General features: G+C 70.9%; 20 protein-coding genes. 1 reads left to right on the forward strand and 19 read right to left on the reverse strand.

The window, feature by feature from the left end; all coding sequences use genetic code 11:
• The 5 genes from ACWC97_RS29385 to ACWC97_RS29405 form a co-directional block, all read right to left on the reverse strand.
• Positions 1–4,583 (reverse strand): beta-ketoacyl synthase N-terminal-like domain-containing protein (locus ACWC97_RS29385; protein WP_450652551.1); only part of this gene is annotated, 4,583 nt, incomplete at its 3' end.
• 67 nt (positions 4,584–4,650) lie between these two features.
• Positions 4,651–6,156, reverse strand: coding sequence for an FAD-dependent monooxygenase (locus tag ACWC97_RS29390; protein WP_385215904.1), 1,506 nt, complete (start codon positions 6,154–6,156; stop codon positions 4,651–4,653).
• Between the two features lie 76 nt (positions 6,157–6,232).
• Positions 6,233–7,468 carry a cytochrome P450 gene (locus ACWC97_RS29395; RefSeq protein WP_450652553.1) on the reverse strand — a complete coding sequence of 412 codons (1,236 nt, stop codon included), beginning with the start codon at positions 7,466–7,468 and terminating at the stop codon, positions 6,233–6,235.
• Positions 7,469–7,549: 81 nt separating this feature from the next.
• Complete coding sequence (locus ACWC97_RS29400; RefSeq protein WP_450652555.1) at positions 7,550–8,752, reverse strand: acyltransferase family protein; 1,203 nt, start codon at positions 8,750–8,752, stop codon at positions 7,550–7,552.
• Positions 8,753–8,870: 118 nt separating this feature from the next.
• Positions 8,871–10,364 (reverse strand): MFS transporter, encoded by a 1,494-nt coding sequence (locus ACWC97_RS29405; protein WP_352279065.1) that lies wholly within the window; start codon positions 10,362–10,364, stop codon positions 8,871–8,873.
• A gap of 229 nt (positions 10,365–10,593) precedes the next feature.
• Between ACWC97_RS29405 and ACWC97_RS29410 the strand changes: the two genes are divergently transcribed.
• On the forward strand, positions 10,594–11,193 hold the full coding sequence (locus tag ACWC97_RS29410; RefSeq protein WP_450652558.1) for a TetR/AcrR family transcriptional regulator: 600 nt from the start codon (positions 10,594–10,596) through the stop codon (positions 11,191–11,193).
• A gap of 170 nt (positions 11,194–11,363) precedes the next feature.
• Here ACWC97_RS29410 and ACWC97_RS29415 read toward each other — a convergent pair whose 3' ends face one another.
• The 14 genes from ACWC97_RS29415 to ACWC97_RS29480 form a co-directional block, all read right to left on the reverse strand.
• Entirely contained in the window at positions 11,364–12,398 is a 1,035-nt protein-coding gene (locus ACWC97_RS29415) for an LLM class flavin-dependent oxidoreductase (protein WP_352279069.1), read from the reverse strand.
• Between the two features lie 185 nt (positions 12,399–12,583).
• Positions 12,584–13,057: a nuclear transport factor 2 family protein gene (locus ACWC97_RS29420; RefSeq protein WP_450652560.1), complete on the reverse strand. Its 474-nt coding sequence runs from the start codon at positions 13,055–13,057 to the stop codon at positions 12,584–12,586.
• Between the two features lie 116 nt (positions 13,058–13,173).
• Positions 13,174–13,470, reverse strand: coding sequence for a DUF6059 family protein (locus ACWC97_RS29425; RefSeq protein ID WP_352279072.1), 297 nt, complete (start codon positions 13,468–13,470; stop codon positions 13,174–13,176).
• 9 nt (positions 13,471–13,479) lie between these two features.
• Complete coding sequence (locus tag ACWC97_RS29430; RefSeq protein WP_450652562.1) at positions 13,480–15,366, reverse strand: dipeptide ABC transporter ATP-binding protein; 1,887 nt, start codon at positions 15,364–15,366, stop codon at positions 13,480–13,482.
• Positions 15,359–16,216 carry an ABC transporter permease gene (locus tag ACWC97_RS29435; RefSeq protein WP_352279075.1) on the reverse strand — a complete coding sequence of 286 codons (858 nt, stop codon included), beginning with the start codon at positions 16,214–16,216 and terminating at the stop codon, positions 15,359–15,361. Before ACWC97_RS29435 ends, ACWC97_RS29430 begins: the two co-directional genes overlap by 8 nt.
• The gene (locus tag ACWC97_RS29440; protein ID WP_392278311.1) at positions 16,213–17,148 is read right to left on the reverse strand and encodes an ABC transporter permease; all 936 of its coding nucleotides are present in this window, start codon (positions 17,146–17,148) and stop codon (positions 16,213–16,215) included. Before ACWC97_RS29440 ends, ACWC97_RS29435 begins: the two co-directional genes overlap by 4 nt.
• Before the next feature lie 32 nt (positions 17,149–17,180).
• On the reverse strand, positions 17,181–18,824 hold the full coding sequence (locus ACWC97_RS29445) for an ABC transporter substrate-binding protein (protein ID WP_450652565.1): 1,644 nt from the start codon (positions 18,822–18,824) through the stop codon (positions 17,181–17,183).
• Between the two features lie 141 nt (positions 18,825–18,965).
• Positions 18,966–19,184, reverse strand: coding sequence for a DUF5988 family protein (locus ACWC97_RS29450; protein ID WP_352279078.1), 219 nt, complete (start codon positions 19,182–19,184; stop codon positions 18,966–18,968).
• A 189-nt stretch (positions 19,185–19,373) separates the two neighbouring features.
• Complete coding sequence (locus ACWC97_RS29455) at positions 19,374–19,907, reverse strand: flavin reductase family protein (protein WP_385215933.1); 534 nt, start codon at positions 19,905–19,907, stop codon at positions 19,374–19,376.
• A 135-nt stretch (positions 19,908–20,042) separates the two neighbouring features.
• Positions 20,043–20,837, reverse strand: a complete 795-nt coding sequence (locus ACWC97_RS29460) for a thioesterase II family protein (RefSeq protein ID WP_352279081.1) — start codon at positions 20,835–20,837, stop codon at positions 20,043–20,045.
• Entirely contained in the window at positions 20,834–21,934 is a 1,101-nt protein-coding gene (locus tag ACWC97_RS29465; RefSeq protein ID WP_450652568.1) for an alpha/beta hydrolase, read from the reverse strand. The genes ACWC97_RS29460 and ACWC97_RS29465 overlap by 4 nt, the downstream gene beginning before the upstream one ends.
• Entirely contained in the window at positions 21,931–22,731 is an 801-nt protein-coding gene (locus ACWC97_RS29470) for a 2-oxo acid dehydrogenase subunit E2 (protein WP_450652570.1), read from the reverse strand. Before ACWC97_RS29470 ends, ACWC97_RS29465 begins: the two co-directional genes overlap by 4 nt.
• Complete coding sequence (locus tag ACWC97_RS29475) at positions 22,728–22,955, reverse strand: acyl carrier protein (RefSeq protein ID WP_352279086.1); 228 nt, start codon at positions 22,953–22,955, stop codon at positions 22,728–22,730. Before ACWC97_RS29475 ends, ACWC97_RS29470 begins: the two co-directional genes overlap by 4 nt.
• On the reverse strand, positions 22,952–24,892 hold the full coding sequence (locus tag ACWC97_RS29480) for an HAD-IIIC family phosphatase (RefSeq protein ID WP_450652572.1): 1,941 nt from the start codon (positions 24,890–24,892) through the stop codon (positions 22,952–22,954). Before ACWC97_RS29480 ends, ACWC97_RS29475 begins: the two co-directional genes overlap by 4 nt.
• Between the last annotated feature and the right edge of the window lie 2 nt (positions 24,893–24,894).

Consider the following 24,894-nt stretch of genomic DNA (forward strand, 5'->3'; position numbering starts at 1 on the left):
GCAACCGAAGAGAACAGAACAAAAGCCACCAACCCGAGATCCCGCGTCAACTCATGCAGATACCACGCCCCATCCACCTTCGGACGCAACACACCATCCACACGACCAGAAGACAGACCCCCGAACACACCATCGTCCAACACACCCGCCGCATGCACCACCGCCGACAACCGGTACCCAGCCAACAACCGCACCACCTCCTCCCGCACCCCCACATCACACGCCTCGAAAGCCACCTCGGCCCCCAACCCCACCAACTCGTCACGCAACCCCACAGCACCCTCAGCACCCACACCACGACGACTCACCAACAACACCCGACGCACACCACACCCAACCACCAAGTGCCGCGCCACCAACCCACCCAACGTCCCCGTCGCCCCAGTCACCAACGTCCAGCCATCACCACCACCGTCGAGGAGTTCCGGTGTCCCCGTGGGAGCGGGGACGCGCTGGAGTCGCGGCACCCTCAACTCGTCTTCATAGAAGGACATCTGGCTTTCACCGCAGCCAAGGGCACGGTTCAGCGCCTCGTCCAGGGCGGTCTCGGGCGACAGGTCCAGCAGGACGATGCGCCCGGGGTGTTCGGACTGCGCCGAGCGCAGCAGGCCCCACACCGATGCGGCAGCCAGGTCCGTGTCAGCGGCGTCGCCCACACTGCCCGTCGCACCCCGTGTCACCACGACGAGCCGGGACTCGTCGAAGCGCGGGTCGTCCAGCCATGCCTGAACCGGCTCCAGTACGGCGGTCAGCGCCTGGCGAACTCCCGAGGGCACGTGCTCCGCGTCCGTCGCGGCGACCGGCAGCACCACGACCCCCGGGACCACTTCGCCGTCCGGAACGTCGGACAGCAGCTGCCACGGCGTCTCAGCGGCGGCGCCCTGCGTCACAGTGGTCCATTCCTCGGCGAAGAGCGAGTCCCGGCGCACGCGGGAGGCCCCGACGAGGGCGTCGGCCGAAACCGGCCGCAGCGCGAGGGACTCGACCACCGCGACGGTCGCGCCCTCGGTGTCGGCGACGACCAGGGAGAGCGAGGTGCCGCCCTTCTTGACCAGTCGGACCCGGACGGACCGTGCTCCGGTCCGGTGAAGCTCCGTTCCCGTCCAGGAGAACGGCAGCCTCAGGGGCTCCTCGGCCTCATCGGAGGAACCGAGCAGCAGCGCGTGCAGCGACGCGTCCAGCAGCGCCGGGTGGATCCCGAACCCGTCCGCGTCCTGCACGGCCTCCTCCGACAGCACCACCTCCGCGAAGGTCTCCTCACCCCGCCGCCACACCGCCCGCAACCCCTGGAACACCGGCCCGTACCCGTAACCATCGGCAGCCAGCCGCTCGTACAACCCCTCAATCGGGATCCGCTCGGCGTCCTCGGGGGGCCACGCAGCAGGCTCGGAGGCCATGGCGCCGACCGAGGAGACACGGCTCAACAGTCCGGTGGCATGGCGCGTCCACTGCTCCTCGGGCGCCGGCCGGGAGTAGATGTCGACGGACCGGCGCCCCTCCTCGTCCGGGGCGCCCAGCAGCAACTGAAGGCCGGTGTCGCCCTCCTCGGTCAACGCCAGGGGCGCTTCGAGGGTGAGTTCTTCGACCCGGCCGCAGCCGACATCGTCACCGGCACGGATCGCCAGCTCGACGAGGGCGGTGCCCGGCACCAGGACAGTGCCGTGAATGCTGTGATCACGGATCCATGGCTGGCTCCGAAGGGAGACCCGGCCGGTGAACAGCGCGCCCGCACCGTCGGCGTGCCACACTGCCGCGCTCAGCAGCGGGTGTCCGACGGGCTGCAGGCCGAGCCCGGCGGCGTCCGATCGGGCGGCGGGAGCGTCGAGCCAGAGTCGCTGCCGCTGGAAGGCATACGTGGGCAGCGGGACCGGCCGCGCACCGCTCTCTCCGAGCAGCGCCTCCCACCGCACGGGAAGCCCCCGCGCGAAGGCCGAGGCCAGTGCGGCGGTGACGTTCCGGGGTTCCGGACCGTCCTTGCGCAGGGACGGGATGAAGACCGCGTCCTCGCCTTCGGTTCCCTCCTGGGCGAGGGCGGTGAGCGTGGCGTCCGGACCCAGCTCGACGAACGTCCCCACCCCCTCACCCTCAAGGGTGCGTACCGCGTGATGGAAGAGGACCGCGTTACGGGCATGGGCCGCCCAGTAGTCCACCGACGACAGCTCCTCGAACGAAGCCACCCCACCCGTCAACGTCGACACCACAGGAATACGGGGCGGCGAGAACTCCAACCCACCCGCGACCGCACGGAAATCGTCCAGCATCCCGTCCATCAACGGCGAATGGAACGCATGACTCACCGTAAGGCGACGCGTCCGGTACCCCGCCTCCTCCAACAGGCCCGCGACCTCCAGGACCGCGGCCTCGTCACCCGACACGACCGTGGACGACGGGCCGTTCACCGCGGCCAGCGCAACCCCCGCACGCCCCTCCAACAACGGCGCCACCACCGACTCACCCGCCCGGACCGCGACCATCGCACCACCCGCCGGCAACGCCTGCATCAACCGCCCCCGCGCCGCCACCAACCGCGCCGCATCCCCCAACGACAACACACCCGCCACATGCGCCGCCGCAAGCTCACCCACCGAATGCCCCGCCACAAAATCGGGCACCACACCCCACGACTCCCACAACCGGAACAACGCCACCTCCAACGCGAACAACCCCGGCTGCGTGAACGCCGTCTCGTCCACCACCCCCTCACCCACCGCATCGGCCAACGGAAGCCCCAGCAGACCCTCGAACGCCTCACCCACCGCGTCGAACGCCTCCGCGAACACCGGGAACGACGCATACAACCCACGCCCCATCCCCACCCGCTGACTCCCCTGACCAGCGAACAAGAACGCCGTACCACCCGATCCGATGGCTCCCCGTACCACCGAGCGGCTCCGGCTCCGCTCGCCGGCGGCGACCTCGGCCAGTCCGTCGAGCAACTCGCTCGGGGTGGTGCCGAGGACCACGGCGCGTTCGGCGAAGAGTGTGCGGGTGGCAAGCAGCGAGTGCGCGACGTCGATCGGCCGGGCCGTGGAACCGGTCAGGTGCCGGTGGAGCCGCTGGGCCTGGCCGGCCAGGGCGGCGCCGTTCCTGGCCGACAGGACCCACGGCACCACGCCTCCGACAGGCAGCGCTGCGGAGCTGTCACCGACGGCAGGCGCCTCTTCGGCCGGCGCCTCCTCGTCCGGTGCTTCCTCGGTCGGCGCCTGTTCGAGGATGACGTGGGCGTTGGTCCCGCTGATGCCGAAGGACGAGACGGCAGCCCGGCGCGGACGGTCCTCCGCCTCGGGCCACTCCCGCGCCTCCGTCAGCAGCTCGACGGCCCCCGCCGACCAGTCCACGTGCGGCGACGGCTCATCCACATGCAGCGTCTCCGGCAGCACCCCGTGCCGCATCGCCTGCACCATCTTGATCACGCCGGCCACACCCGCCGCGGCCTGGGTGTGCCCGATGTTCGACTTCACCGACCCCAGCCACAGCGGCCTCTCCGGCGCACGGCCCTGCCCGTACGTCGCCAGCAACGCCTGCGCCTCGATCGGATCACCCAACCGCGTACCCGTCCCATGCGCCTCCACCACATCCACATCGGCGGCCGTCAGCCGGGCACTCGCCAGGGCCTGCCGGATCACCCGCTGCTGCGACGGACCGTTGGGGGCTGTGAGCTGGCTGCTGGTGCCGTCCTGGTTGGTGGCCGAGCCGCGGACGACGGCGAGGATCTCGTGGCCGTGGCGACGGGCGTCCGAGAGCCGCTCGACCAGCAGCAGGCCGACGCCCTCGCCCCAGCCCGTGCCGTCGGCGCCCGCCGCGAACGGCTTGCAGCGTCCGTCGGGGGCCAGGCCGCGCTGGCGGCTGAACTCGATGAAGGTCGAGGGGGTGGACATGACGGTGACGCCGCCCGCCAGCGCGAGGTCGCACTCCCCGTTGCGCAGGGCCTGGCCGGCCAGGTGCAGGGAGACCAGGGAGGAAGAGCAGGCCGTGTCGACGGACACGGCCGGCCCCTCGAAGCCCAGGACGTAGGCCACCCGGCCCGAGGCAATGCTGCCGGCGCTGCCGTTGCCGAGGTAGCCCTCCAGGCCTGGCGGCATCTCCTGGATCCGCGAGGCGTAGTCGTTGTACATGACACCGGCGAACACACCGGTCCGGCTGCCGCGCAGGGTGGCCGGGTCGATACCGGCCCGCTCCACGGCCTCCCAGGAGGCTTCCAGGAGCAGTCGCTGCTGCGGGTCGGTGGCCAGCGCCTCGCGGGGGCTGAGGCCGAAGAACTCGGGGTCGAAGTCGGCGGCGTCGTAGAGGAAGCCGCCTTCCCGGGCGTACGAGGTGCCGGTGTGGGCCGGGTCCGGGTCGTAGAGCCGGTCCAGGTCCCAGCCTCGGTCCTCCGGGAAGTCGCCGATCGCGTCGCCCCCGGATGCCACCAGGTGCCAGAGGTCCTCCGGCGAGGCGATTCCGCCGGGGTAGCGGCAGGCCATGCCGATGATGGCAAGGGGTTCCGCTCGTTCCGACTCGACCTCGCGCAGGCGCTTGCGGGTCTGCGCGAGGTCGGCTGTGACGCGCTTCAGGTAGTCGCGAAGCTTGTCCTCGTTCGCCATGGGGCATCCATCCGCTTCAAGTTCACGTGGTACGGGGGACGTGATTCGGGCGTGGGGCCGGAAGGTGTTACCGGCCGCGGGCGGCGGTGGCCGACCCGAACCAGGCGCCCAGCGCCAGGTGCAGGCCCTCGGTGTCGGATCCTGTGCGGTCGGCCCAGGCGACATGGCCATCGGGGCGGATCACCAGGACCGCCGCCTCGATCGCGGGTGCGGGGGCGGCGGTCACCACCTCGACGCGGTCGGCCCAGGCGCTGAGATCGCCGAGCTCCGCCGTGCCGCCGCTGAGGTCGAGCACCACGGGACGGCCGGCGTGCTGTGTCTGCGACACGGTGGCCGGGCCGTCGCCCGCGGTCTCCAGCGGGGCGTCGGGGACGCGGCGACCGAGCAGCGGATGGGCCTCGGGTCCGTCGCCCGGCCGGTCGGTGTAGTCCATGGCGTAGCGGCTGCTGAGGCCGGTGACCATGTTGACGAGGTGGCGCTTGACCTCGTCGAACTGCACCAGCTCGCCGAAGAGTTCACGCAGCGGGCCGATGCGGTCGAGCGGGTGCATCAGGGCCATCTGGGCCTGGGTGTTCATACAGACCTCGCGGCCGACGGGGTGCCGTTCGCTGTGATAGGTGTCGAGCAGGCCGTCGGGGGCCCAGCCGTTGATCTCGGCGGCGAGTTTCCAGCCGAGGTTCATGGCGTCCTGCATGCCCACGTTGAGGCCCTGGCCGGTCGCGGGGAAGTGCACATGGGCGGAGTCGCCGGCGAGGAAGACCCGGCCGGCGCGGTACTGCGCGGCGAGGCGGGTGGTGTTGACGAAGCGGGAGAGCCAGTGCACCTTGTCGATCTTCGGTTCGTCGTCGATGACCCGCCGGATGGCGCCCCGCAGTTCGTCGAGGGTGACCGGTGTTCCCCTGGGCGGCGGGTTTCCGTCGAACTCGATCGCGGTCAGGCGGTGTTGGCCGGGCGAGGTGACGGTGATGCCGAAGGTTCCGGCCGGGTAGAGGCCGGGGGCGACGTGGTCGCCGCCGCCATCGGGGATCTCGACATCGCCGACGACGCCGTAGTAGGTGTGTCCGCTGGCCGGGAAGTCGATGCCGGCCAGTTTGCGTACGGTGCTGCCGCCGCCGTCGCAGCCCACGAGGTAGCTGCCGCGCAGTTCCTCTTCGCCGGAGGCGGTGGCCACGCGTACGGTGACGCCGTCCGCGTCCTGCTCGAAGCCGAGCACCTCGTGGCCGCGGCGGATGTCGACGCCCAGTTCGAGGGCGCGCTGTTCCAGGAAGCGTTCGGTGCGCCACTGCGGCAGCAGCAGGGTGTACTCGTGCTCCCCGAGGTCGTCCAGGTCGAGCCAGAAGAGGGAGAAGTGGACGCGGTGCCATTCGGGGATGTCTTCCTTGGGGAAGCGGTCCCACAGGCCGCGCTGCTGGAGCGTCTCGATGGCGCGCGCGTGCAGGGTCATGCCGCGCGACTCCTGCGGGGGTGTGGCCAGCTTCTCCAGGACCACGCTCCGCACGCCGGCCAGCGCCAGCTCACCGGCGAGCATCAGGCCGGTGGGACCGCCGCCGGCGATCAGGACAGGGCTGCTCATTGATTACTCCTCGGTGGTTCGCATCAGGTCCGGCCCTGGGCGGCGCGGCGGGGTTGTCGGGGCCCGGTCGGGGCCGTCAGCCGAAGCTGATGTCAAGGCTGCCGAGGCGGCGCAGCCCGCTGTAGAAGTGGGTGGGCGAGGTGCCTTCGGTGACGTGGTACTCGGGGATCCTGGCGTGCCATTCGCGCAGTGCGACGGCGAAGATCCGCCGGGCCAGGTTCTCACCCAGGCACCGGTGGGCGCCGATGCCGAAGGAGGGAACGCGCTCCTGGGGGCGGTCGAAGTCGATCTCGTCGGGGTTCTCGAAGACCTCGGGGTCCAGGCCGGCCATGCCCCAGGAGAGGAAGACCCGCTCGCCCTTGTGGAGGGTGATGCCGTGCCGCTCGATGTCCTGGGTCAGGACACGGGCGGTGGACATGACGGGTTCGTGGCGGGCCAGTTCTCCGACGATGGCGGGGAGCTTGTCGGGGGTGGCGCCCGCGACGCGCGCCTGGAGCTCGGGGCGTTCGGCGAGCTGGAGGAAGGCGAGACCCAGCATGGCGTTGGTGATGTCGAGGCTGGCCATCATGGAGTCGACGAGTGCGTTGACGAGTTCGTCGTCGGTGGGGGTGCGGCCGTCGTAGGTGGACGCCAGCAGCCGGCTGATGACGTCATGGCGGCCGGCGGTGCCCTCGGCGCGGCGGCGCTCGACGGAGGCGCGGATGAAGTCGTGCAGCGGGGCGGCGGCGTCGAACAGTTCTTCGTCCGATGTGGCGTTGAGCCAGTTGCGCTGCACCCAGTCGCGGCGCTCCAGCAGTTCGGGCAGCTTCTCGCGGCCCACGCCGAAGGTGATCAGGAAGGATTCGGCGGGGAGCTTGAACGCGTACTCGTCGATCAGTTCGGTGCGGCCCCGGGCCACGATCGCGTCGACCAGTCCGGCGGCAGCCTCGGCGATCTGCGGGGTGAAGTGGTCGACGAAGGAGGTACTGAAGACGGCGTCGAGGGTGCGGCGCCATTCGGTGTGTTCGACCCCGTCGAGCTCGATGGGGATGCGCTTGTGCCGGAACATCGTGCGGTAGGGGATGGTCGGCTCGTTGCTGGAGAAGATGTCGGGGTGGTGGGCGGCCCACTCGATGTCTTCCAGGCGAGTGAAGATCCAGAAGCCGCCGAACTCCTCGGACCGTACGATCGGCCCGTGCTCGCGCAGCTCCTTCCAGAAGGGGATGGGATCCTCCTGGAGCCACGGCTGGAAGACGCTCCAACGACGGATCCGCTCTTCCAGCTCCTTCGGCGCCTGGGCCGCCGCCTCGTCCTTCTGCACCGCTTCCGGCATATCAACTCCCTGTGTTCTACGTGCCGTTCATCCGCGTGGTTCCACCCTGTGCGGTGCGGCTAAGCACCGTCTTCACGGGCGCTAAGGGACTTCTTGGCGCGCCCTAAAGCCTGGCTCGGTGGGCTCGACGGGCTCGGTGGGCTCCGGTGCGGGGGCGCGGCGCGGGGAGCTGAAGCGCCGCATCATGGGACGCTCGACGAACGCGTGCAGGGCCGCTGCGGCCAGCACGGTCACTACGAGGGCGAGCAGCAGCAGTCCGATGCCGGCGGGCAGACCGTAGACGTTCCCGGTGCCCAACCGCTGTCGCCCCCAGATCAGCAGCATGCCGTGCAGCAGGTAGAAGGCGTAGGAGATCTCGCCGAGCCAGACGGCCGGGCGGCTGCCCAGCAGACCGGTGCGGCCTTCCCGGTCGGCGGTGGCCGCCGCGGCGACCAGGAACGCCAGTGGGACGATGGTCAGCGCGTTGAGGCCGTAGATGTACGGCAGTCGCATGCCGGCCAGGTAGGCGACGAGTACCAGCAAGGTGGCGGGGGCCGTTCCGAGCCGGATCCACCGGCCGGTCAGCACGATCCGGGCGAGCAGCATGCCCAGCAGGAAGTCCAGGGCGCGCACCGGCGGGAAGGTGTAGATCAGCCAGAACTGGACCAGTCCCACGGGCTGGCCGTCGGGCATGGCGGGCGTGGCGGGTACCGCGAGGGAAACGATCAGGGTGACGCCGACGATGGCCGCCATCGTGCCGATGGCCCACCACCACAGCCGTTCGGGACGGATCCGCCGGATTGCGCGCAGCAGCAGCGGGAAGGCGAGGTAGAAGAAGACCTCGCACGCGAGCGACCAGCTGAGCGGGTTGCCGCTGAAGAGGTTCTCGTACCGCGGCCACCAGGTCTGCACGAGCAGCAGGTTGGGAACCGCTTCGGTCCAGTGCAGCGCCGGGATGATGAGGACGGCGGCGAGCAGGAACGTCACGACGTGGTTGGGGTAGATCTTCACCAGGCGGCGGCGCAGGAAGCGGCGCGTGGTGTCGCCGGGCCGCACGGCGAAGGTCAGGACGAATCCGCTGAGGACGAAGAAGAAGGCCACGCCCATCTGTCCGGTGTTGATGAACAGATCGTGGAACACGCGCACCACGTCGGGGTCGGCGAAGACGTTGGTGTAGATGGCGTGGTGGAGGAAGACCAGGGCCGCGGCGACGAAGCGGAGTCCGGTCAGGGAGGGAAGCCGGCTGCCGGGGGCCGGTCCGGCCGGCCTCTCGACGTCCCGTTCGGTGGATTGCTGCACAGACATGCTGCTCCGCCCCTCCCTGTCGCTGCCGGTCTGCTGTCGGCACCCACAGTGGAGGGGCGGGCTAAGTCCGGCCTTCGCTCACGCCAAAGCCGGTCTTGCGTACGGGGAAGCGGGTGGATCAGGCGGGGGCGCCCGCCGCCTCCTCGTGAGCGGCCTGCTGGTTCTTGTTGCTGATGGCGAACAGGGCCACGAGGAGGACGGCGGCGCTGAAGATGACGCCGGCGGTGAAGGCCGTGGAGATGGCGTCGGAGAGCACGAACTTCTTCGCCTCCTCCGGGGTGGAGCCCGCCGGGACGTGTTCGGCGGAGTTGCGGGTGGCGGTACCGAAGACGGTGACGAGGATCGCCAGGCCCAGCGAGCCGCCGATCTGCTGCATGACGTTGACCAGGCCGGAGGCCGCGCCGTTGTCCTCGGGGGCGACGGCGGACATGGCCGTGGCGGTCGCGGGGACGAAGAGCAGACCGAGTCCGATGCCGAGGAGCAGCATCGGGCCGAGTACGCCGGAGAGGTAGGTGCTGTCGTCGGAGATCCGGGTGAACCAGCCCATGCCGACGAGCATGATGGCCGCGCCGGTGGCGATCAGCGCCTTGGGGGTGTAGCGGGCGATCAGCTTGGTGGAGGCCTGGGTGAAGCCCAGGATCGCGGCGGTCAGCGGGAGGAAGGCGAAGCCGGCCTTGATCGGGCTGAAGCCGAGGACCTCCTGGAGGAACTGGGTCAGGAAGAACCACATGCCGAGCATGCTGGCCACCAGCAGCAGCATGATCAGGTACGAGCTGGCGCGGTTGCGGTTGGCGAACAGCCGCAGCGGTGTGATCGGCTGGCGGGCCTTCTGCTCGATGGCGACGAAGACCGCGAGGAGCACGACACCCAGCGCGATGGCGCCGAGTCCCATTCCGTCGCCCCAGCCCTCCTCGGAGATGCGGATGAACCCGTAGACCAGAGCGGTGACACCAGCGGTGGAGGCGAGTGCTCCACCCAGGTCGAAGCGGCCGGCGATTCGCTCGGAGTTGCGGATGGACACGGCGCCGAGCAGCACCAGCACGCCGATGGGGACGTTGATGAACAACACCCACCGCCAGGAGACGAGTTCGGTGAGCACACCGCCCAGGATCAGGCCGATGGCCGTGCCGGCGCCGGAGACCGCGGCGTAGAGGCCGAAGGCGCGGTTGCGCGGCGTGCCTTCCTCGAAGTTGGTGGCGATCAGCGCGAGCGCGGTGGGCGATGCCAGGGCCGAGCCGAGGCCCTGCAGTGCGCGGCAGGCCAGCAGCCAGCCCGCGTTCTGGGCGAAGCCGCCGAGTAGTGAGGCGGCGGTGAAGATGGCGATGCCCGCGATGAAGACCTGCCTTCTGCCCAAGATGTCGCCGGCCCGGCCGCCGAGGAGCAGGAGTCCGCCGAATGCGAGGGTGTAGGCGTTGATGAGCCAGGAGCCGCTGGTGGCGGAGAGGTGCAGGCTCTCCGTGATATCCGGCAGCGCGATGGTCACCACGGTGGTGTCGAGGATGATCATCAGCTGCGAGATGACGATGACAGCGAGCACGAGGCCGGTGCGCTGCTTGACTTGTGGTGAGCCACCGGCGGCCGGGGACACCTTGGATGTCGGGCTGGTCGACATCGAATTACCTCCAACGAACAACACGTAACGGGGAAGCGGGAAGTGCGGCGCGGGGGGTGCGCCCGGCACTGACGTCATCGGCAGCTCCGCGACGCCGCGCCGCGGAGCAGACCTGTAAGAACGCGATGCGGATGGAGGGCCTGGACACTGCGCAGTAATCTGAGGAACCCTCCGGTTAGGTAGCATACGGAGGCAGCCTCCGATTCGCAACAGGCTCAGGAGAGTTCCGATGACCCCTTCCCCCGCACCGGACACCCCGCCCCGCCCCCAGCGGGCCGACGCCCGCCGGAACGGCGAACGACTGCTGGCCACGGCCAGGGACGCCTTCGCCGAATACGGCACCGACGCCCCGCTGGAAGAGATCGCCCGCCGGGCCGGTGTCGGCATCGGCACCCTCTACCGCCACTTCCCCACCCGGCAGGCGCTGCTCCAGGCCGTCCTGCACGATCGCCTCGAAGCGCTGCACAGCGAGGCGGTCGTACTGCTGGACCACCCCGCCCCCGCCGACGCACTGCTGGACTGGCTCCGGTCGGTGGCCCTGCACGCGACGCGATACCGGGGACTGGCGGCGGCGCTGCTCCTCGGTGTACGCGACGAGGAATCACCGCTCTCCCCGTCCTGCGGCGCGGTACTCACCGCGGGGGCCGAACTCCTCCAGCGCGCACAGCGGGCGGGCCGGATCCGGCCGGACGTCTCGGCGGCCGACCTCTACACACTGGCCAACTCCGTTGCCTGGGCGGCGGAGGAGACCAGCACGTCCAGGAGCGAGAGCGGGCCGCTGGCCACACGGCTGCTCACCCTGACCATGGAGGGGCTGCGCACGCCCTGAACACCGGAGGGTCCGGGCCCGCACACAGCACAGGGCCCCTGCCCGACGGGGGAGACGGGCAGGGGCCCTGGCGTTCAGGGACGGCACACGACCTGTTCGCCGATGCCATGGACGAGCGGATCCGAAGTCCCGTCCGCCCGGGGCGGACGACTCTGCTTCCGGAGCACGCCCTAGATGTCGGTCCGCAGACCGCCGCCGATGCCCTCCGGGGCCAGCGCCTCGGCGAGCAGCTCGTAGGAGCGCACCCGCGCGGTGTGGTCGTGGACCGAGGTCGCGATCATCAACTCGTCGGCACCGGTGCGGGCCAGCAGTTCGACGGCCTGTTTGCGCACGGTCTCCGGCGAGCCGATCAGCTGCGGGCCGAACAACTCCCGGATCAGCGCGCGCTCCTCACTGGAGTAGGTGTACGCGGCCGCCTCCTCCGGGCGCGGAAAGAGTCCGCGGGGGTTCAGCCGGCCGCGCGCCGTGAACAGCTTCACCGGCCCGGACAGCCACTCGGCCTCCTCGTCGCTCTCCGCCACGATCCCGAATCCCGCGAGGATCGCGTGCGGACGGTCGACATGCACCGAGGGACGGAAGGCGTCGCGGTAGGCGGCGAGCGCGGCCTCGGCCGCATGCGGGCTGAAGTGGAAGGCGAAAGCGAACGGGAGTCCCAGCACGCCGGCGAATCGCGCGCTGTTGGGACTGGAGCCGAGCATCCAGAGGGGCGGCTGGTTCTCCTGGGCGGGGATCGCCGCGATGCCGGAGGCGGGACGGCCGGAGCCGGAGTTGGTGAAGTACTCGACCAGCTCGGCTATCTGCTGGGGGAAGTCGAAGGCCGCGTCCCTGCGCAGCGCCCTGGCGGTGACCGGGTCGGTACCCGGCGCCCGCCCGATGCCGAGATCGATCCGCCCCGGATGCATGGCCTCCAGGGTGCCGAACTGTTCGGCCACCACCAGCGGCGGGTGGTTGGGAAGCATGACACCGCCGGAGCCGACGCGCATCGTGCTGGTCAGGCTCGCGACGCGGCCTATGAGAACGGCCGGCGAAGAGGTGGCCAGGCTGGGAGTGTTGTGATGCTCGGCGAACCAGTACCGCGTGTAGCCCAGACGTTCCACCTCCGGGGCGAGGGCGAGGGAGCCGCGCAGGGCCTGCGTAGGAGTGGCCCCTTCGAACACCGGGGCGGTGTCGAGCACGGACAGCGGTATTCGCCGCGATTCGCTCATATCAGTGTCTCCGTCGGTACGGCATACGGTCAGGGTGCTCGGCAAGGCGCGCGTCCGCCCGGGTGATGGCATGCAACGGGCAACCGGAGAAACTCGTCCCAACAACCGGGGAACGCGACTTCGAGCCTTCGCGAAGGACTATACGGAGGCATCCTCCGCTTGACAATGGTGGCGACGCCACGCCATCACGAAAGCGTGGGGACGTTCCCGCCGTGCGCCCCCCAGGCGCCGCTGGGGAGCCCCGCCGACGGGGCGATGACCAGCGGCTTTCGGTGGAAGGCCCGGCGGTAGCTGATCCGCCAGCCCTCAGGGGTGCGGCGCAGCACATCGCGGTACTCGCCGCTGCTCACCGAGCCGTCGGGCCCCACCGCCAGGAAGCGACTGCGCGCCCGTACCGTGCCGTCGTCGTCGACCAGCACGACCGGATCGAGCGTGTGGTGGTCGGCGGCCGCTCCGGTCCGCAGTGCCACCAGACCACGGAAGGTCTCCCGGCCGTGGATGGGCTCGGGGTCGGACTCGCCCTCCCCCACGGGGTCGATGACCACGTCCTCGGTGACCACCAGATGCAACGCGTCCAGCTCCATGTTGTCCATCACATGGGTGAACAGGCCCAGCACCTGATGGATCTCGACGACATCGGCCGCGGATATCTTCGACAAGGGGATCCTCCTGGAGAAGTCATGAACTGACGGGCTGACGGCGTGGCAGTGGGCCGCCGTGCGTCATTTCTTTCGCATCTGCGGCCGCCGCGTGGCCAAAGGGCAGAAATGATCGGTCATTTGCCCAGAATCCCTTTCCACAACACCAGCTCGTCCGCCGTCAGCGGCTGGTCGGCGCAGAGGCGCTCGGGGTGCCCGTCCGGCGGCCGCTCCAGCCGCGGCGCCGGTTCGCGCCCGGCATCGCCGGGGCAGTCGGGGGCCCCGCACCCCGGTACGGGGCACGTACCCGGACAGCCTTCCAGCGGAGGCAGGCCGAGACCCGTCCACCAGTAGCCGCCGAGGCCGATCAGCCCGCGGCCCGTCGCCGCCGTGAAGGAGTCCCACCAGGCGCGCAGACGGCCGGAGTTGCTCATCGGTTCCCCCTACGCCCGGGCCCGGCCCGTGTCGAACGGGGTACTGGGCCGGGGCAGGGCCGACAGCAGCTCCTTGGTGTACGGATCCTGGGGCGCGCGGAACACCGCCTCGACGTCCCCGTGCTCCACCACCCGGCCCGCCCGGGTGACGATCACCCGGTCGCTGGTGTGGTAGATCACCCCGAGGTCATGGGAGATGAACACCAGCGAGACACCGAGATCTGCTCGCAGACCGTTGAAGAGATCGAGGATCTGCGCCTGTACCGACACGTCGAGGGCCGAGACCGGCTCGTCGCAGACGATGACTTCGGGCTTCGGTGCCAGCGCGCGGGCTATCGCGACCCGCTGGCGCTGGCCGCCGGACAACTGCCGGGGGCGCCGGCCGAGCAGCCCCGTGTCCAGGCCGACCCGGTCGAGCAGTTCGGCGGCACGGTTCCGGCTCGCCCGCGCCGACCTGCGCCCCGGGGCGCCCAGGGCCTCTCCGAGGATCCGCTCGACGGTGTGGCGGGGGTCGAACGAACTCAGCGGATCCTGCTGGACGAGCTGGATGCGGTGGCGCAGCGCCCGGCGCTCGGACTCGGGCCGCCCCGACCACGGGCGCCCCAGCAGCCGTACGGTTCCGGCGTCCGGCTCCAACAGCCCCATGGCCAGCTGCGCGAGCGTCGACTTGCCCGACCCCGACTCTCCCAGGACGCCCAGGGACTCGCCCTCGTGCAGGACGAACGAGACGTCCCGCACCGCGGTCCGCACCGTCCGGCCAGGTCCGCGGTACCGCTTGGTGACTCCGTCGATCTCCAGGACCGGCTTCCGCTCCGTGGCCGGGGCGACGGCCTGGAGGGGCGGCACCTGGGCGTCCTCCGGCACCGGCTGCACACGGCCGAGGTGCAGACACCGTGCGAGCCGTCCGGTTCCGGCCGGGCGCAGGGACGGCTCGGCCTTACGGCACTCGTCGGTGACCAGCGGGCACCCCGCGGCGTAGCGGCAGCCGTCGGCCCGTACCGACCCGTCGGCCGACGTGTTGGTACGGAGCGCCGACAGCCGTGCGCCCTTGGGGCGCCGGGCGGGCACCGAGGCCAGCAGCTGCCTGGTGTACGGATGGGCCGGCGCCCCGAGCACATCCTCGACCGGGCCCTCCTCGACGAAGACCCCCCGGTACATGACGGCGATCCGGTCGGCCAGTTTCGCCACCACCGCGAGGTCGTGGCTGATCAGCAGCACGCCCGTACCCGCCGCCTTCTGCTCGGCGAGCAGCTCCAGGATCCTGGCCTGCACCGTCACGTCCAGTGCCGTGGTCGGCTCATCGGCCACCAGCACGGCCGGCGCGGCGGCCATCGCGGAGGCGATCAGGGCGCGCTGCCGCAGACCGCCCGAGAGTTCGTGCGGATACTGCCGGGCGCGCAGCTCGGGCTCGGGCACACCGGCCCGTGTGAGCAGCCGGGCCACCTCCCGGCTACGGGCGGCGCCCCGCAGGGCGGTGTGGTTCTCCAGCGCCTCGCCGACCTCCGCGCCGACCCGCCGCAGCGGGTCGAGCGAGACCAGGGCGTCCTGGAGCACCAGCCCGATCGCGCGACCGCGCACCGCGCGCCAGTCACGCGCGGACAGGGCGGTGATGTCCCACGGCGCGGCGCCCGCCTCGGGTCGGGCCAGCTCCAGGCGGTCCGCCCGTACGTGGGAACCGGGTCCGGTCAGTCCGACCAGGGTGCGGGCCGTGACGCTCTTGCCGGATCCCGATTCGCCGACGATCGCCAGGCACTGCCCGGCGTGCAGGGTGAAGTCGATGCCGCGCACCGCGTCCGTGCGGCCGCCCCGGGCCGCGAACGACACCCGCAGCCCCTCGACGGTGAGCAGCGCGCCGGAATCCCGGCCCGTCGTCGGCCGGTCGCTCTGGCTAGACATCGGTGATTCTCCCCTCGAAGCGGTGTTGCAGTCGGCGGCCGACGACGTTGAGGGCCATCACCGAGACGGCCAGCGCCGCTCCGGGGAAGAACGCCGCGAACCAGGCGCTGTCCACGAAGTCCCGGCCCTCCGAGAGCATCACGCCCCATTCCGGCGCCGGCGGTTTGGGCCCCATGCCCAGGAAGCTGAGCGAGGAGCCGGCGACGATGGCGGTGCCGACGTTGACCAGGGACAGCACCATCAGCGGTGGCAGTGCGTTGGGCAGCAGGTGCCGCAGTCCGATGTCCCAGCCGGGGCGGCCCAGCGTCACGGCGGCGCGCACGAAGTCGGAGCGGCGCACCACCAGCGCCTGGCCGCGGGCGAGCCGGACGTAGCCCGGCAGCACCGAACAGCCGATCGCCAGCGTGGCGTTGAAGGAGCTGGGGCCCAGCACCGCCACCATCAGCAGCGCGAGCAGCAGTCCGGGGAAGGCGATGAGGACGTCGGTCACCCGCATGACGCACTCGTCGACGACCCGGCCGCCGATCGCGGCGAGGACCCCGAGCAGTGCTCCGGCCACCACCGCGAACACCGTGGCGCCGATCCCGATGGAGAGCGAGGGGCCCGCTCCGTACACCACCCGGCTGAAGACGTCACGGCCGAGCTGGTCGGTGCCGAAGAGGTGGTCACCGCTGATCGGCGCGAGGGCGTTCGCCGGGTCGACCGCCTCGGGGTCGTAGCCCGTGAGCAGGCCGGGTACGAACACGGCGACGACCAGGAGGACGAGAACGGCCGAGGCGAGGACGGTGCCCGGACGGATCCGGCGGATTCGCGGCCGGGGCAGTGCGGCTGCCCGCTGTACGGCGGTCATGCCGTCACCTCCCTCACGCGCGGGTCGAGGACGCGGTAGAGGGCGTCGACGGCCAGGTTGATCAGTGCGAAGACCAGTGCGGAGACCACCACGGCTCCGGTCACCACGGGCAGGTCCCGGTTCTCGATGGCGGTGGCCAGGATCCGGCCGACTCCCTGGCGGCTGAAGACGGTCTCGATGATCACCGCGCCCGTGAGCAAGGACCCCACGGACCAGCCCGCGAGGGTGACCATCTGCACCATCGTGTGCCGAAGGGCGTGCCGGACGCGGATGCGGGTCTCACCGGTGCCGCGGGCACGTGCGCTGAGCACGAAGGGTTCCTCCAGGGCTCGTTCCATGCCGTCGCGCATGACCTGGGCGAAGACGCCCACCATGCCGAGGGCCAGCGTGACCGCGGGCAGCACCAGCGCTCCCGGTCCTCCCTCGCCGGCGATCGGGAAGATCCGCAGCCGGAAGGAGAACAGGCTCAGCAGCAGGACGCCGACCCAGAAGCTCGGGCTGGAGGTGGCGGCCAGTTCCAGCAGCGAGGACAGCCGGCGTACGGCGGGGCGGCGGCCCGCCGTGGCAACGGCCAGCACCAGCGCCGCGACGAACGCGATGCCGAATCCCGCCAGCGCGAGTTCGACGGTGGGGCCGAGCTGGCTCGTCAGCAACTCCCATACCGAGCTCTGGTGTTGGTAGGAGGTGCCGAGGTCGCCCTGGAGCAGCCGGCCCAGGAACATCCCGTACTGGACCGCCAGGGGCTGGTCGAAGCCGAGCTCGTGGCGGACCTGGGAGACCAGTTCCGGGCTGGACATCGTCGGTCCCAGCATGGTGCGGACCGGATCGCCGGGCACGAGGTGCAGTGCGAAGAAGGCGAGCGTGGAGGCGCCGAACACGACCAGCACGGACAGTGCCAGCCGCCGCACGAGCCAGCGTGCGGGTCCGCTCATCCGCGCCGTCCCCCCTTCTTCGTTCCCGCCTTTCATCGCTCCTCCAAGGTGACGTCGTAGAACCGCGGGTATGCCTGGCCGTCGGCGGTGATGCCGCGTACCCGGGCGGAGCTGCCGACGAGGTGGGCGGGCACGTACATCGGGATGACGAAGGCCCGGTCGACGAGGTAGCGCTGTGCCGCCCGGTACTCGGCGGCCCGGGACCGCTTGTCGAGGGCGGTGATCCCGCCGTTCAGCCAGTGGTCCAGCTGCCGGTCGGCGGCGTGGAAGATGTTGCCGCCGCCCTGCATCGGCTTCTGGTCCGAGGCGAAGTTGGTGCGCAGGATGTCGGCGTCGGCACGGATGTTGCTGCTGGCGAAGATGTCCAGCCGGCGTTCGAGGACCTCGCTCGTGTACGTGCCGACGTCCTTCGTCGCGTAGTCGATCTTGATGCCGACCTCCTTGGCCTGTGCCTGGATGCCCTGGGCCAGGCTGTTGCGCTGGGCGGCCTGGAGCGAGGCGGTGGCGGGCCAGCGCAGGGTGAGCGTGCGGCCGTCCTTGGTGCGGTAGCCGTCGTCGTCCCGCCCCGTCCAGCCGGCCTCGTCCAGCAGCCGGTCCGCCCGCCCGGGGTCGTAGTCCCAGGAGTCGCGGGTCTTCGGTTCGTAACCCGGTGTCGACGGACTCAGCGGACTCCAGGCCCGCCGGTACTGGTCGAAGTAGACGGCCCGTACCAGGGCGCCGACGTCCACGGAGCTGCGCAGCGCCTGCCGCACCCGTTCGTCGGCGAGCGGCCCGCCCTCGGTGTTGAGGAAGAGCGTGTAGACCCCGCCGGGTGCTTCGAAGCGCTGGTAGCGCAGGTCCTCGTCGGTCCTGAGGGACTTGACCCGCTCCGGTGGCACCGCGTCGATCACATCGGTCTGCCCGCTGGCCAGCGCGCCGTAGCGCACGCTGTTCTCGGCGATGAAGGCGATGGTGAGGCCGTCGATCCGGGCCGGACCGGTGTGGCTGGACGAGGCCGGGCCCCACTGGTACCGCGGGAAGTTCCGAAGCGTGATCTCACGCCCCTTGGTCCAGCCCGTGAACCGGAACGGTCCTGACCCGACCGGGTTGGTGCAGAGCCGGCCCTTGTTCTCCCGGATCGAGCGCGGCGACTGGATGCCGAGGTAGGCGGTGCTCAGTGCCTGCAGGAACGCGGCGTTGGGCCGGCTGAGTGTGATCCGTACGGTGTGCTCGTCGACCGCTTCCGCACCGGCGTAGCCCTTGATCAGCCCCGCCGCGTAGTTGGACTTGGTCTCCGGGTCGACCGCGTGGTCGAGGGTGGCCTTGACCGCCGCCGCGTTCACCGGTGTGCCGTCGTGAAAGGTCACACCGGCCCGGAGGTGGAAGGTGTAGATCAGGCCGTCCCCGGAGACGGTCCACCGTTCGGCCAGCCATGGGTGGACCGTCCCGTCGGGCGTGATGTCCACCAGCGAGTCGAAGATGTTCCGGTCGACCAGCGCGGTGACGTCCATGGGGCTCACCTGTGGGTCGAGACACTCCGGTTCGGCCTCCACCGCGACCATCAGTCCCGTTCCCGCCGCCCGTCCACTGTCCGTTCCGCATCCGGTCCCCGCCGCCCCGGCGAGCAGGGCGAGCACGAGCAGGGTGCCGACCCGTCTGCCGCCGGCGGACGAGCGCCCCAAGGTCCATTTCCTCATCTGCCCGATGGTGGGCAGCGTGTCTAAAGCCGATCTAAGACGGTGTGCCGCACGGCCGGTCGGCGGTCACGCCGCCACGGGAGCGGGCGGTGGGGACGGGCCACCGGACGCGCCATGTCCGGGCCGACCGGCCGGGGGCGGCTATTCGGCCACGAAGGTGCGGTGGCTCCAGAGGAAGACCGGTACCTCCTGGCCGCTCACCACACGGGACTCCGACGACGGCAGGAAGTGCTCGTAGCGGTTTCCCTTGAAGAGCTTGAAGGTCTGCTGCGGGTCGCTGACGCGGACCAGTCGCTCGGACTCCGGGGCACCTTCCAGAGGGCCTCCGCACAGCAGGACACTGACCTCTTTCACGGACATCCGAATGCTCCTTCCCGCGCGGCCTCACCGCGGCGGCTGGACCTGTGAGGACGAGCACCAGCATGCCCAGGAGACCTAAAGCGGTTCTTACCTCCACAATGTGTCTCAAAGTACTCGCACAGGAGCAGTCGACCGGAACGGCCGTGCGCCAGGGAACCGCGGGCGCCACGCGCCCGGCACCGCACGCCGTCAGCCGCGGAATCCTCCGTAGCCACCGCGGTAGAAGAGCAGCGGTCCGTCGCCGCCGACCGGTCCGGCCTCCATCGCGTGGACCTGGGCCACGACGATGACGTGATCACCGGCGGGATGTTCGGCCGTCACCGAGCATTCGAGGCGGGCCAGCGCGCCGGGGAGCACGGGCAGACCGCCGGGCGCGACCGACCAGTCCAGATCACGGAACTTGTCGCCCCCGCTGCGCGCGAGCTGGGCACAGGCCGCCTGCTGACGCTCCCCCAGTATGTTGACGCAGAAGCGGCCGCCGCGACGTATGCGCGGCCAGGTCGTGCTGGTGTGGGCCACGCACAGGGAGACCAGGGCCGGGGAGAGCGAGACCGAGGTGAAGGAGTTGGCCGCCAGGCCCACCGGCTCGCCGTCGAGCGGATCGTGCGCGGTCACCGCGACGATGCCGGTCGCGAAGTGCCCCATCACCCGCCGGAATTCGGCCGGGTCCACGGAGGCGTCCGCCTCGGGTACGCGCAGCGCTGAGGATTGCTGGTTCGGCATGCGGGTCCGCCCTTCGTCATCGCCGGACGCATGGCGCGCCCATCCTTGACATCGCATGCCCCCACAATACGGAGGGTGCCTCCGTTTTTCAATGGGCCGGTGCCCGCCCGGCGGCACCGGCCCCGTGCGGACCGCTCAGCGCGGCGCCGTGGCCATCCGGGCCACCGCGCCGCGCAGGGCGTGGAAGAACTCGCCGGGCGACTCGCGGAAGAAGAAGTGCCCACCGGGGATCCTGTGCAGCCGGTAACCGGCCGGGGCGTGCGACTCCCATGCCTCGGCGTCCCCGGCGGGCAGCAGCGGATCGTCCACCCCGGAGAAGACCTCGACCGGGCAGGCGAGCAGCGGCAGCTCCGTTCGAGCGTAGCTGGTGCAGACCCGCAGGTCGTCACGGACCTGATCGGTGGCCGCCGTCAGCCAGTCCGGGTATCGCAGCATCATCTCGGACATCCCGCCGATGCCGACGAGTACCCGCGCCATCTCCTCGTCCGACATCTCCTCCGTGGAAGCGAGTACCGCGGGCAGATGCGGCGCCGGAAAGGCCCCCACCAGCAGCCGTTCGGGAAGGCTCGCGCCGCGCCGCTGACGCGCCAGCGTCAGGTTGTAGGCGACCGCACCCCCCATGCTGTGGCCGTAGAACGCGAACGGTGCGCGCAGTGCCGGGCCGAGCACCCGGTCCAGCACACCGGTCAGCTCGGCCATGTCCGTGATCCGAGGTTCCCTGGCCCTGGTCTCGCGGCCCGGGAGCTGAACCGGTAGCACCACCACGTCGGGGCCCAGTTCCTGCTGCCAGGAGGAGTAGGCCGTGGCGCCGCCGCCCGCGTGGTGGAAACAGAACAGCCGGAGCCTGCCGTCGTCCGGCGGCGGTGCGGCGAGATAGTTCTCGAAGCCGAGGCCGACCGGGGCGGTCCCCCCGCGGCCCGCCCCGGTCATGCGCCCGCTCCGGCCGTCCGGCGCCGGGCGCCGCGCAGCCTCAGCCGCAGCAGGGCGGAGAGAGCCGCCCGCTGGAGGTTGTGCACCCTGCGCATGCGCAGTACCGACAGAACCGTCCACAGCCGCGCCTCGACCGCGTAGTTGGGTGATCCGTGCACGTCGTCGTTCTCCAGGATGTCGAGGTGGCGCAGCCGGCGGCGCAGCCGTGCGGTCTCCCCCGGCGGGATGATCTCGTCCCGCCGGCTGGCCAGATAGGCCACCGGGATGTCCAGCGAGGCCAGTTCGGAGTCCGTGAGGGCCCAGTCGGTCATCCGGGCCAGGGCCTCTTCGCCCTTGGTCCCGGCGAGATGGCCGAGGGTGTCGACGGTGACCCGGGGCAGCGTCGAGTGCCACTGCGTGTCGGTGAAGAAGTCGCTGACCGGAGCGCCCGAGGTGACGATGCCGCGGATCCGGCGGTCGTCCAGGGCATGGCGCAGCGCGAGATGGCCGCTGAAGCTGAGCGCGACGGCGTAGGTGTGTCCGACGTCCGCCCGGTCGGCCAGGGCGTCCAGGACGGCGCCGAGCATCCGCGGGCCGTCCTCGTCGTAGCGCAGGGTGTTCTCCCCGACGCCGGGCATCTCGGTGACGACCATGGCCATGCCGAGCCGCCGGGCCTGCACCAGGACCGGTGCCCACTGCTCCTTGATGGTGACAATGCCGCCCATGAACAGCAGCAGCGGCCGGGGGGTGGTCCGGGACAGGCCCGAGGTCCAGCAGCGCACCCGCCCGCCGCCCAGTTCCACGTCCAGCCGCTGGATGTCGGGGTGGTCCTGCCGCCACTGGTCGAAGACCCGTACGCAGTTGTCGAGCGCCGCGCCACGAGCGGCGCCGTCCACGTAGGGGAAGCGGGCCATGTTGTAGTAGCGGCAGGCTTCCAGGAGATCGCCGTCCCGCTCCAGTTCGGCGGCGTCCCGGCTCCACTCCGCTGCCCATGAACCGGCCGCGCCGTCATGGTCGTTGTCGATCCGGCCGAGCAGCGCCCGGCAGCGTTCCGGGTCCAGGTTCTGGGCCCGGGTGTGCACGATCACGAACTCCTTGAGTTCGTCGACGTCGTTCACCGTCCGCCTCCCTTCCCGGCCACCACGGCCGACGCCGCCGGACCGGGCGGCGCGTCCTCCTGGAAGTCCTCCAGCGCCGCCTTGATCTCGCCGAGGATGTCGGCCGCCTCCGCGCCGTCGATCACCCGGTGGTCGAAGGCGAGGTTGAGCCGCATGACCGGGGCGATCGTCACGGCGTCGCGGCACACGACGGGCCGGTCGGTGACCCGGCCGAGGCCGAGTGTGAGGGTGGTGCCGCCGACCGAGTGGAACCCGTCCACCGGCCGGTGACCGAGCGAGCTGACGGCGAGCGTCCCGAATTTCCCCGCGCGCCGGGACAGGGGGCGCACGGTGCGGGTGTAGGCCAGCCGCGCCACCGGCCAGGGCAGCCGGTGCAGGGTGTGCACCCCGGCGAACTCGGGCAGCGTGGCGGGGTCGCCGTCCCGGTAGTACTCCACCTGTCGTTGGATCTCGCTCAGGGCGGTCTCCTCCAGGCGCGGCAGTACGGCGGCCAGCACCACCCGTCGGCCGCCGACGCGCTTGTCCAGCGCGATCTTTCCGCTGACCGAGGAGTAGCGGGCGATCCTCGGCAGCAGTCGGCCGTGGATGGCCGCGTTGGCCTCGGGATGCGAGGCGAGCACCCGGGACGCCGCGTACAGCACATAGCTGAGGACGGAGGTCCGGCGGCCGGCGGTGCGGTGCTCCTCGATCCTGGTCATGTCGACCTCGGTGTCCAGGAACACCGGTTTGTGGCCGCGTATCTCGTCCAGGAAGTACAGGGTGTGGCGGCGCTGCCGGGCGACGGGTGCGGCGCTCATGCGTCCACCGCCAGCCGGTACACGGCCGAGACGCTCTCGGCCTCCAGCACGTCGGGAATGGACAGGGCGCGACCGGTCCGCTTCTCCAGGGAAGTGATCAGCCACAGCAGGTGGAGCGAGTCCCAGCCCGGCAGCTCGTCCAGGCTCCGCGTGGCGTCCTCGGGGCCGATCGGCAGCCCCAGCTCGTCGCGCAGTAGCGCGATGAGCTCATCGATACTGTTCACCAGGCGTCCCCTTCGAAGCTCTCGGTCAAGCTGATGTGGTCCGGCACGGCCGGCGGGTCGACGAGGCGGTGCACGAAGTACTCCGTCGTGTCGTCGCCGTCCGCCTCCGCGGCGGCCCCGCCCGGCTCCGCGAGCGCGGTGCGGTCGACGGGAGTGAACCCGTGACGCGGATAGAAGTCCTTGACCACGCCGTTCTTCGCCGACTTGCGGTACGCACCGACGACGGCTCGGGCCCCGGAGCCGGCGGCCTGCCGGATCACGGCCGCCAGGCACGCCTGCTCGATGCCGCGGGAGAAGACCCGGCAGCTGAGCAGGAAGTTGTCGATGTACAGCCGCTCGCCGACGGTGCGGGTGAAGACCGCGCCGACCAGCCCGTTGTCGCCGAACCGGTCGGCTGAGTGGATGGCCAGCACCCGGGTGTCCGGGCCCTGGGCCAGCTGCCGTACCTGCGCCTGCTGCAGGCGGCGGGTGGTCAGGTTGAACTGGTTGGTGCGCAGGGTGATCTGGGAGACGCGGGGCAGCTCCCGTTCGGCCACGGCCGCGAGCCGTACCGTCACCCCCAGTTCGCGCAGGTAGTCGTCGAGGGAGGAGAAGGTGTGGAGGAAGTCCGTGCGCACCAGCTCTTCGCGGTACTTCTCGGTGCGGCCGCGGTCCGCGTCGGTGACGTCCCGGGTGTCGAACCAGCCGTCGCTCAGCAGCCGCGCCGGGTGCAGCGCCGGTTCCCCGTCCACCGCGATGACCGCGACCTCCGGCAACTCCCGTGTCACCAGGCCGCGTTCGTAGGGGCTGTCGTCGATGAAAACGAAGCTGTCGACGCTCAGGTTGAGCGCCTGGGCCAGCTCCCTGATGTTCTCCGACTTGGGCCGCCAGTTGGCGACGACGCGGACGAAGTCGTCCTCGCGGAGAACCATGTCCGGATGGTCGCGCAGCACGTGGCGCACCGGCTCGGCGTCGTTCTTGCTCACCGCGGCCAGCAGTACGCCCTGGGAGGCGAGCTGCTTCAGGACGCGCTGGAAGGAGTGGAAGGCCTCGCCGCGGTAGCTGCCGGCCACCTCGATGCCGTCCGGCCCCTCCTCACCGAGGATCCCGCCCCACAGCGTCTCGTCCAGGTCGACGACCAGGACCTTCTTCGTACGGCCCAGCAGCCCGCGCGCCAGGTGGGCGGCCTCGCGGGCGTAGCGGGCCAGCAGCTCCGTGGACAGGTGGGCCTTGGCGTAGACGCTCATCCGGGGGTCGCTGACCGGCACGCCTTCGGCGATCAGCGGATCGAGGTCGAGCACCACGACGGCCTGGTTGCGCTCGGCCAGCCTCAGCAGCCGGGCGTTGGCCTCGCGCCAGACGGCACCGAGGACCGCACGCGAGCGGTGGTCGACGAGCTGGGCGGCGAAGGAGTGCGGCAGCGGCAGGGTGTTGAGCAGCAGCGTGCCGCTGCCGTCCGCCTCGAAGCGGGCGGCCAGCTGCTCGACGAGGCTCAGCTTGTCCTCGAGGGCCTTGGCCACGTCCCCCGGCGTCCAGGGCAGTGGCACCTCGTCGAAGACGGCCTTCGCGTCCAGTACACAGGCGACCAGGGCGGGCGCGGCCGCGTACAGCGCGCTGCCGGGGTCCGCGAGTTCGAAGACGTACGAGTCGAATTCACCGACGAAGGGCCTCAACAGCACCCCGTGCCGGGCGAGTTCCACGGTCAGCGCCGGGACGAGGGCGGAGAGGGTGCCATGGCCGGTGACCGCGATCGTGATCGTCGGCTGGCCGGGGTGCGCCCGCAGTACCTCGTCGGCCCCGATCCGGCTCAGAAGCTGCCCGGCGGGCAGCAGCTGGTCCTCGGGCAGTTCCTTCAGCAGCCGGGGCAGGTCGGGGTAGGCGGCGGCGAGACGGCCCGCGCGGAACAGGGACCGCAGCTCCTCGGCCGCCTCGGTGGGCCCGGTGGTCGTGGTGGACACGC

Source organism: Streptomyces sp. NPDC001108 (genome assembly GCF_053598535.1).

Coding starts and splice junctions, on each gene's coding strand:
- ACWC97_RS29390 (WP_385215904.1), bottom strand. CDS start 6,156: ATGAGCAGCCCTGTCCTGATCGCCGGCGGCGGTCCCACCGGCCTGATG.
- ACWC97_RS29395 (WP_450652553.1), bottom strand. CDS start 7,468: ATGCCGGAAGCGGTGCAGAAGGACGAGGCGGCGGCCCAGGCGCCGAAG.
- ACWC97_RS29400 (WP_450652555.1), bottom strand. CDS start 8,752: ATGTCTGTGCAGCAATCCACCGAACGGGACGTCGAGAGGCCGGCCGGA.
- ACWC97_RS29405 (WP_352279065.1), bottom strand. CDS start 10,364: ATGTCGACCAGCCCGACATCCAAGGTGTCCCCGGCCGCCGGTGGCTCA.
- ACWC97_RS29410 (WP_450652558.1), top strand. CDS start 10,594: ATGACCCCTTCCCCCGCACCGGACACCCCGCCCCGCCCCCAGCGGGCC.
- ACWC97_RS29415 (WP_352279069.1), bottom strand. CDS start 12,398: ATGAGCGAATCGCGGCGAATACCGCTGTCCGTGCTCGACACCGCCCCG.
- ACWC97_RS29425 (WP_352279072.1), bottom strand. CDS start 13,470: ATGAGCAACTCCGGCCGTCTGCGCGCCTGGTGGGACTCCTTCACGGCG.
- ACWC97_RS29430 (WP_450652562.1), bottom strand. CDS start 15,366: ATGTCTAGCCAGAGCGACCGGCCGACGACGGGCCGGGATTCCGGCGCG.
- ACWC97_RS29435 (WP_352279075.1), bottom strand. CDS start 16,216: ATGACCGCCGTACAGCGGGCAGCCGCACTGCCCCGGCCGCGAATCCGC.
- ACWC97_RS29440 (WP_392278311.1), bottom strand. CDS start 17,148: ATGAGCGGACCCGCACGCTGGCTCGTGCGGCGGCTGGCACTGTCCGTG.
- ACWC97_RS29445 (WP_450652565.1), bottom strand. CDS start 18,824: ATGAGGAAATGGACCTTGGGGCGCTCGTCCGCCGGCGGCAGACGGGTC.
- ACWC97_RS29450 (WP_352279078.1), bottom strand. CDS start 19,184: ATGTCCGTGAAAGAGGTCAGTGTCCTGCTGTGCGGAGGCCCTCTGGAA.
- ACWC97_RS29455 (WP_385215933.1), bottom strand. CDS start 19,907: ATGCCGAACCAGCAATCCTCAGCGCTGCGCGTACCCGAGGCGGACGCC.
- ACWC97_RS29460 (WP_352279081.1), bottom strand. CDS start 20,837: ATGACCGGGGCGGGCCGCGGGGGGACCGCCCCGGTCGGCCTCGGCTTC.
- ACWC97_RS29470 (WP_450652570.1), bottom strand. CDS start 22,731: ATGAGCGCCGCACCCGTCGCCCGGCAGCGCCGCCACACCCTGTACTTC.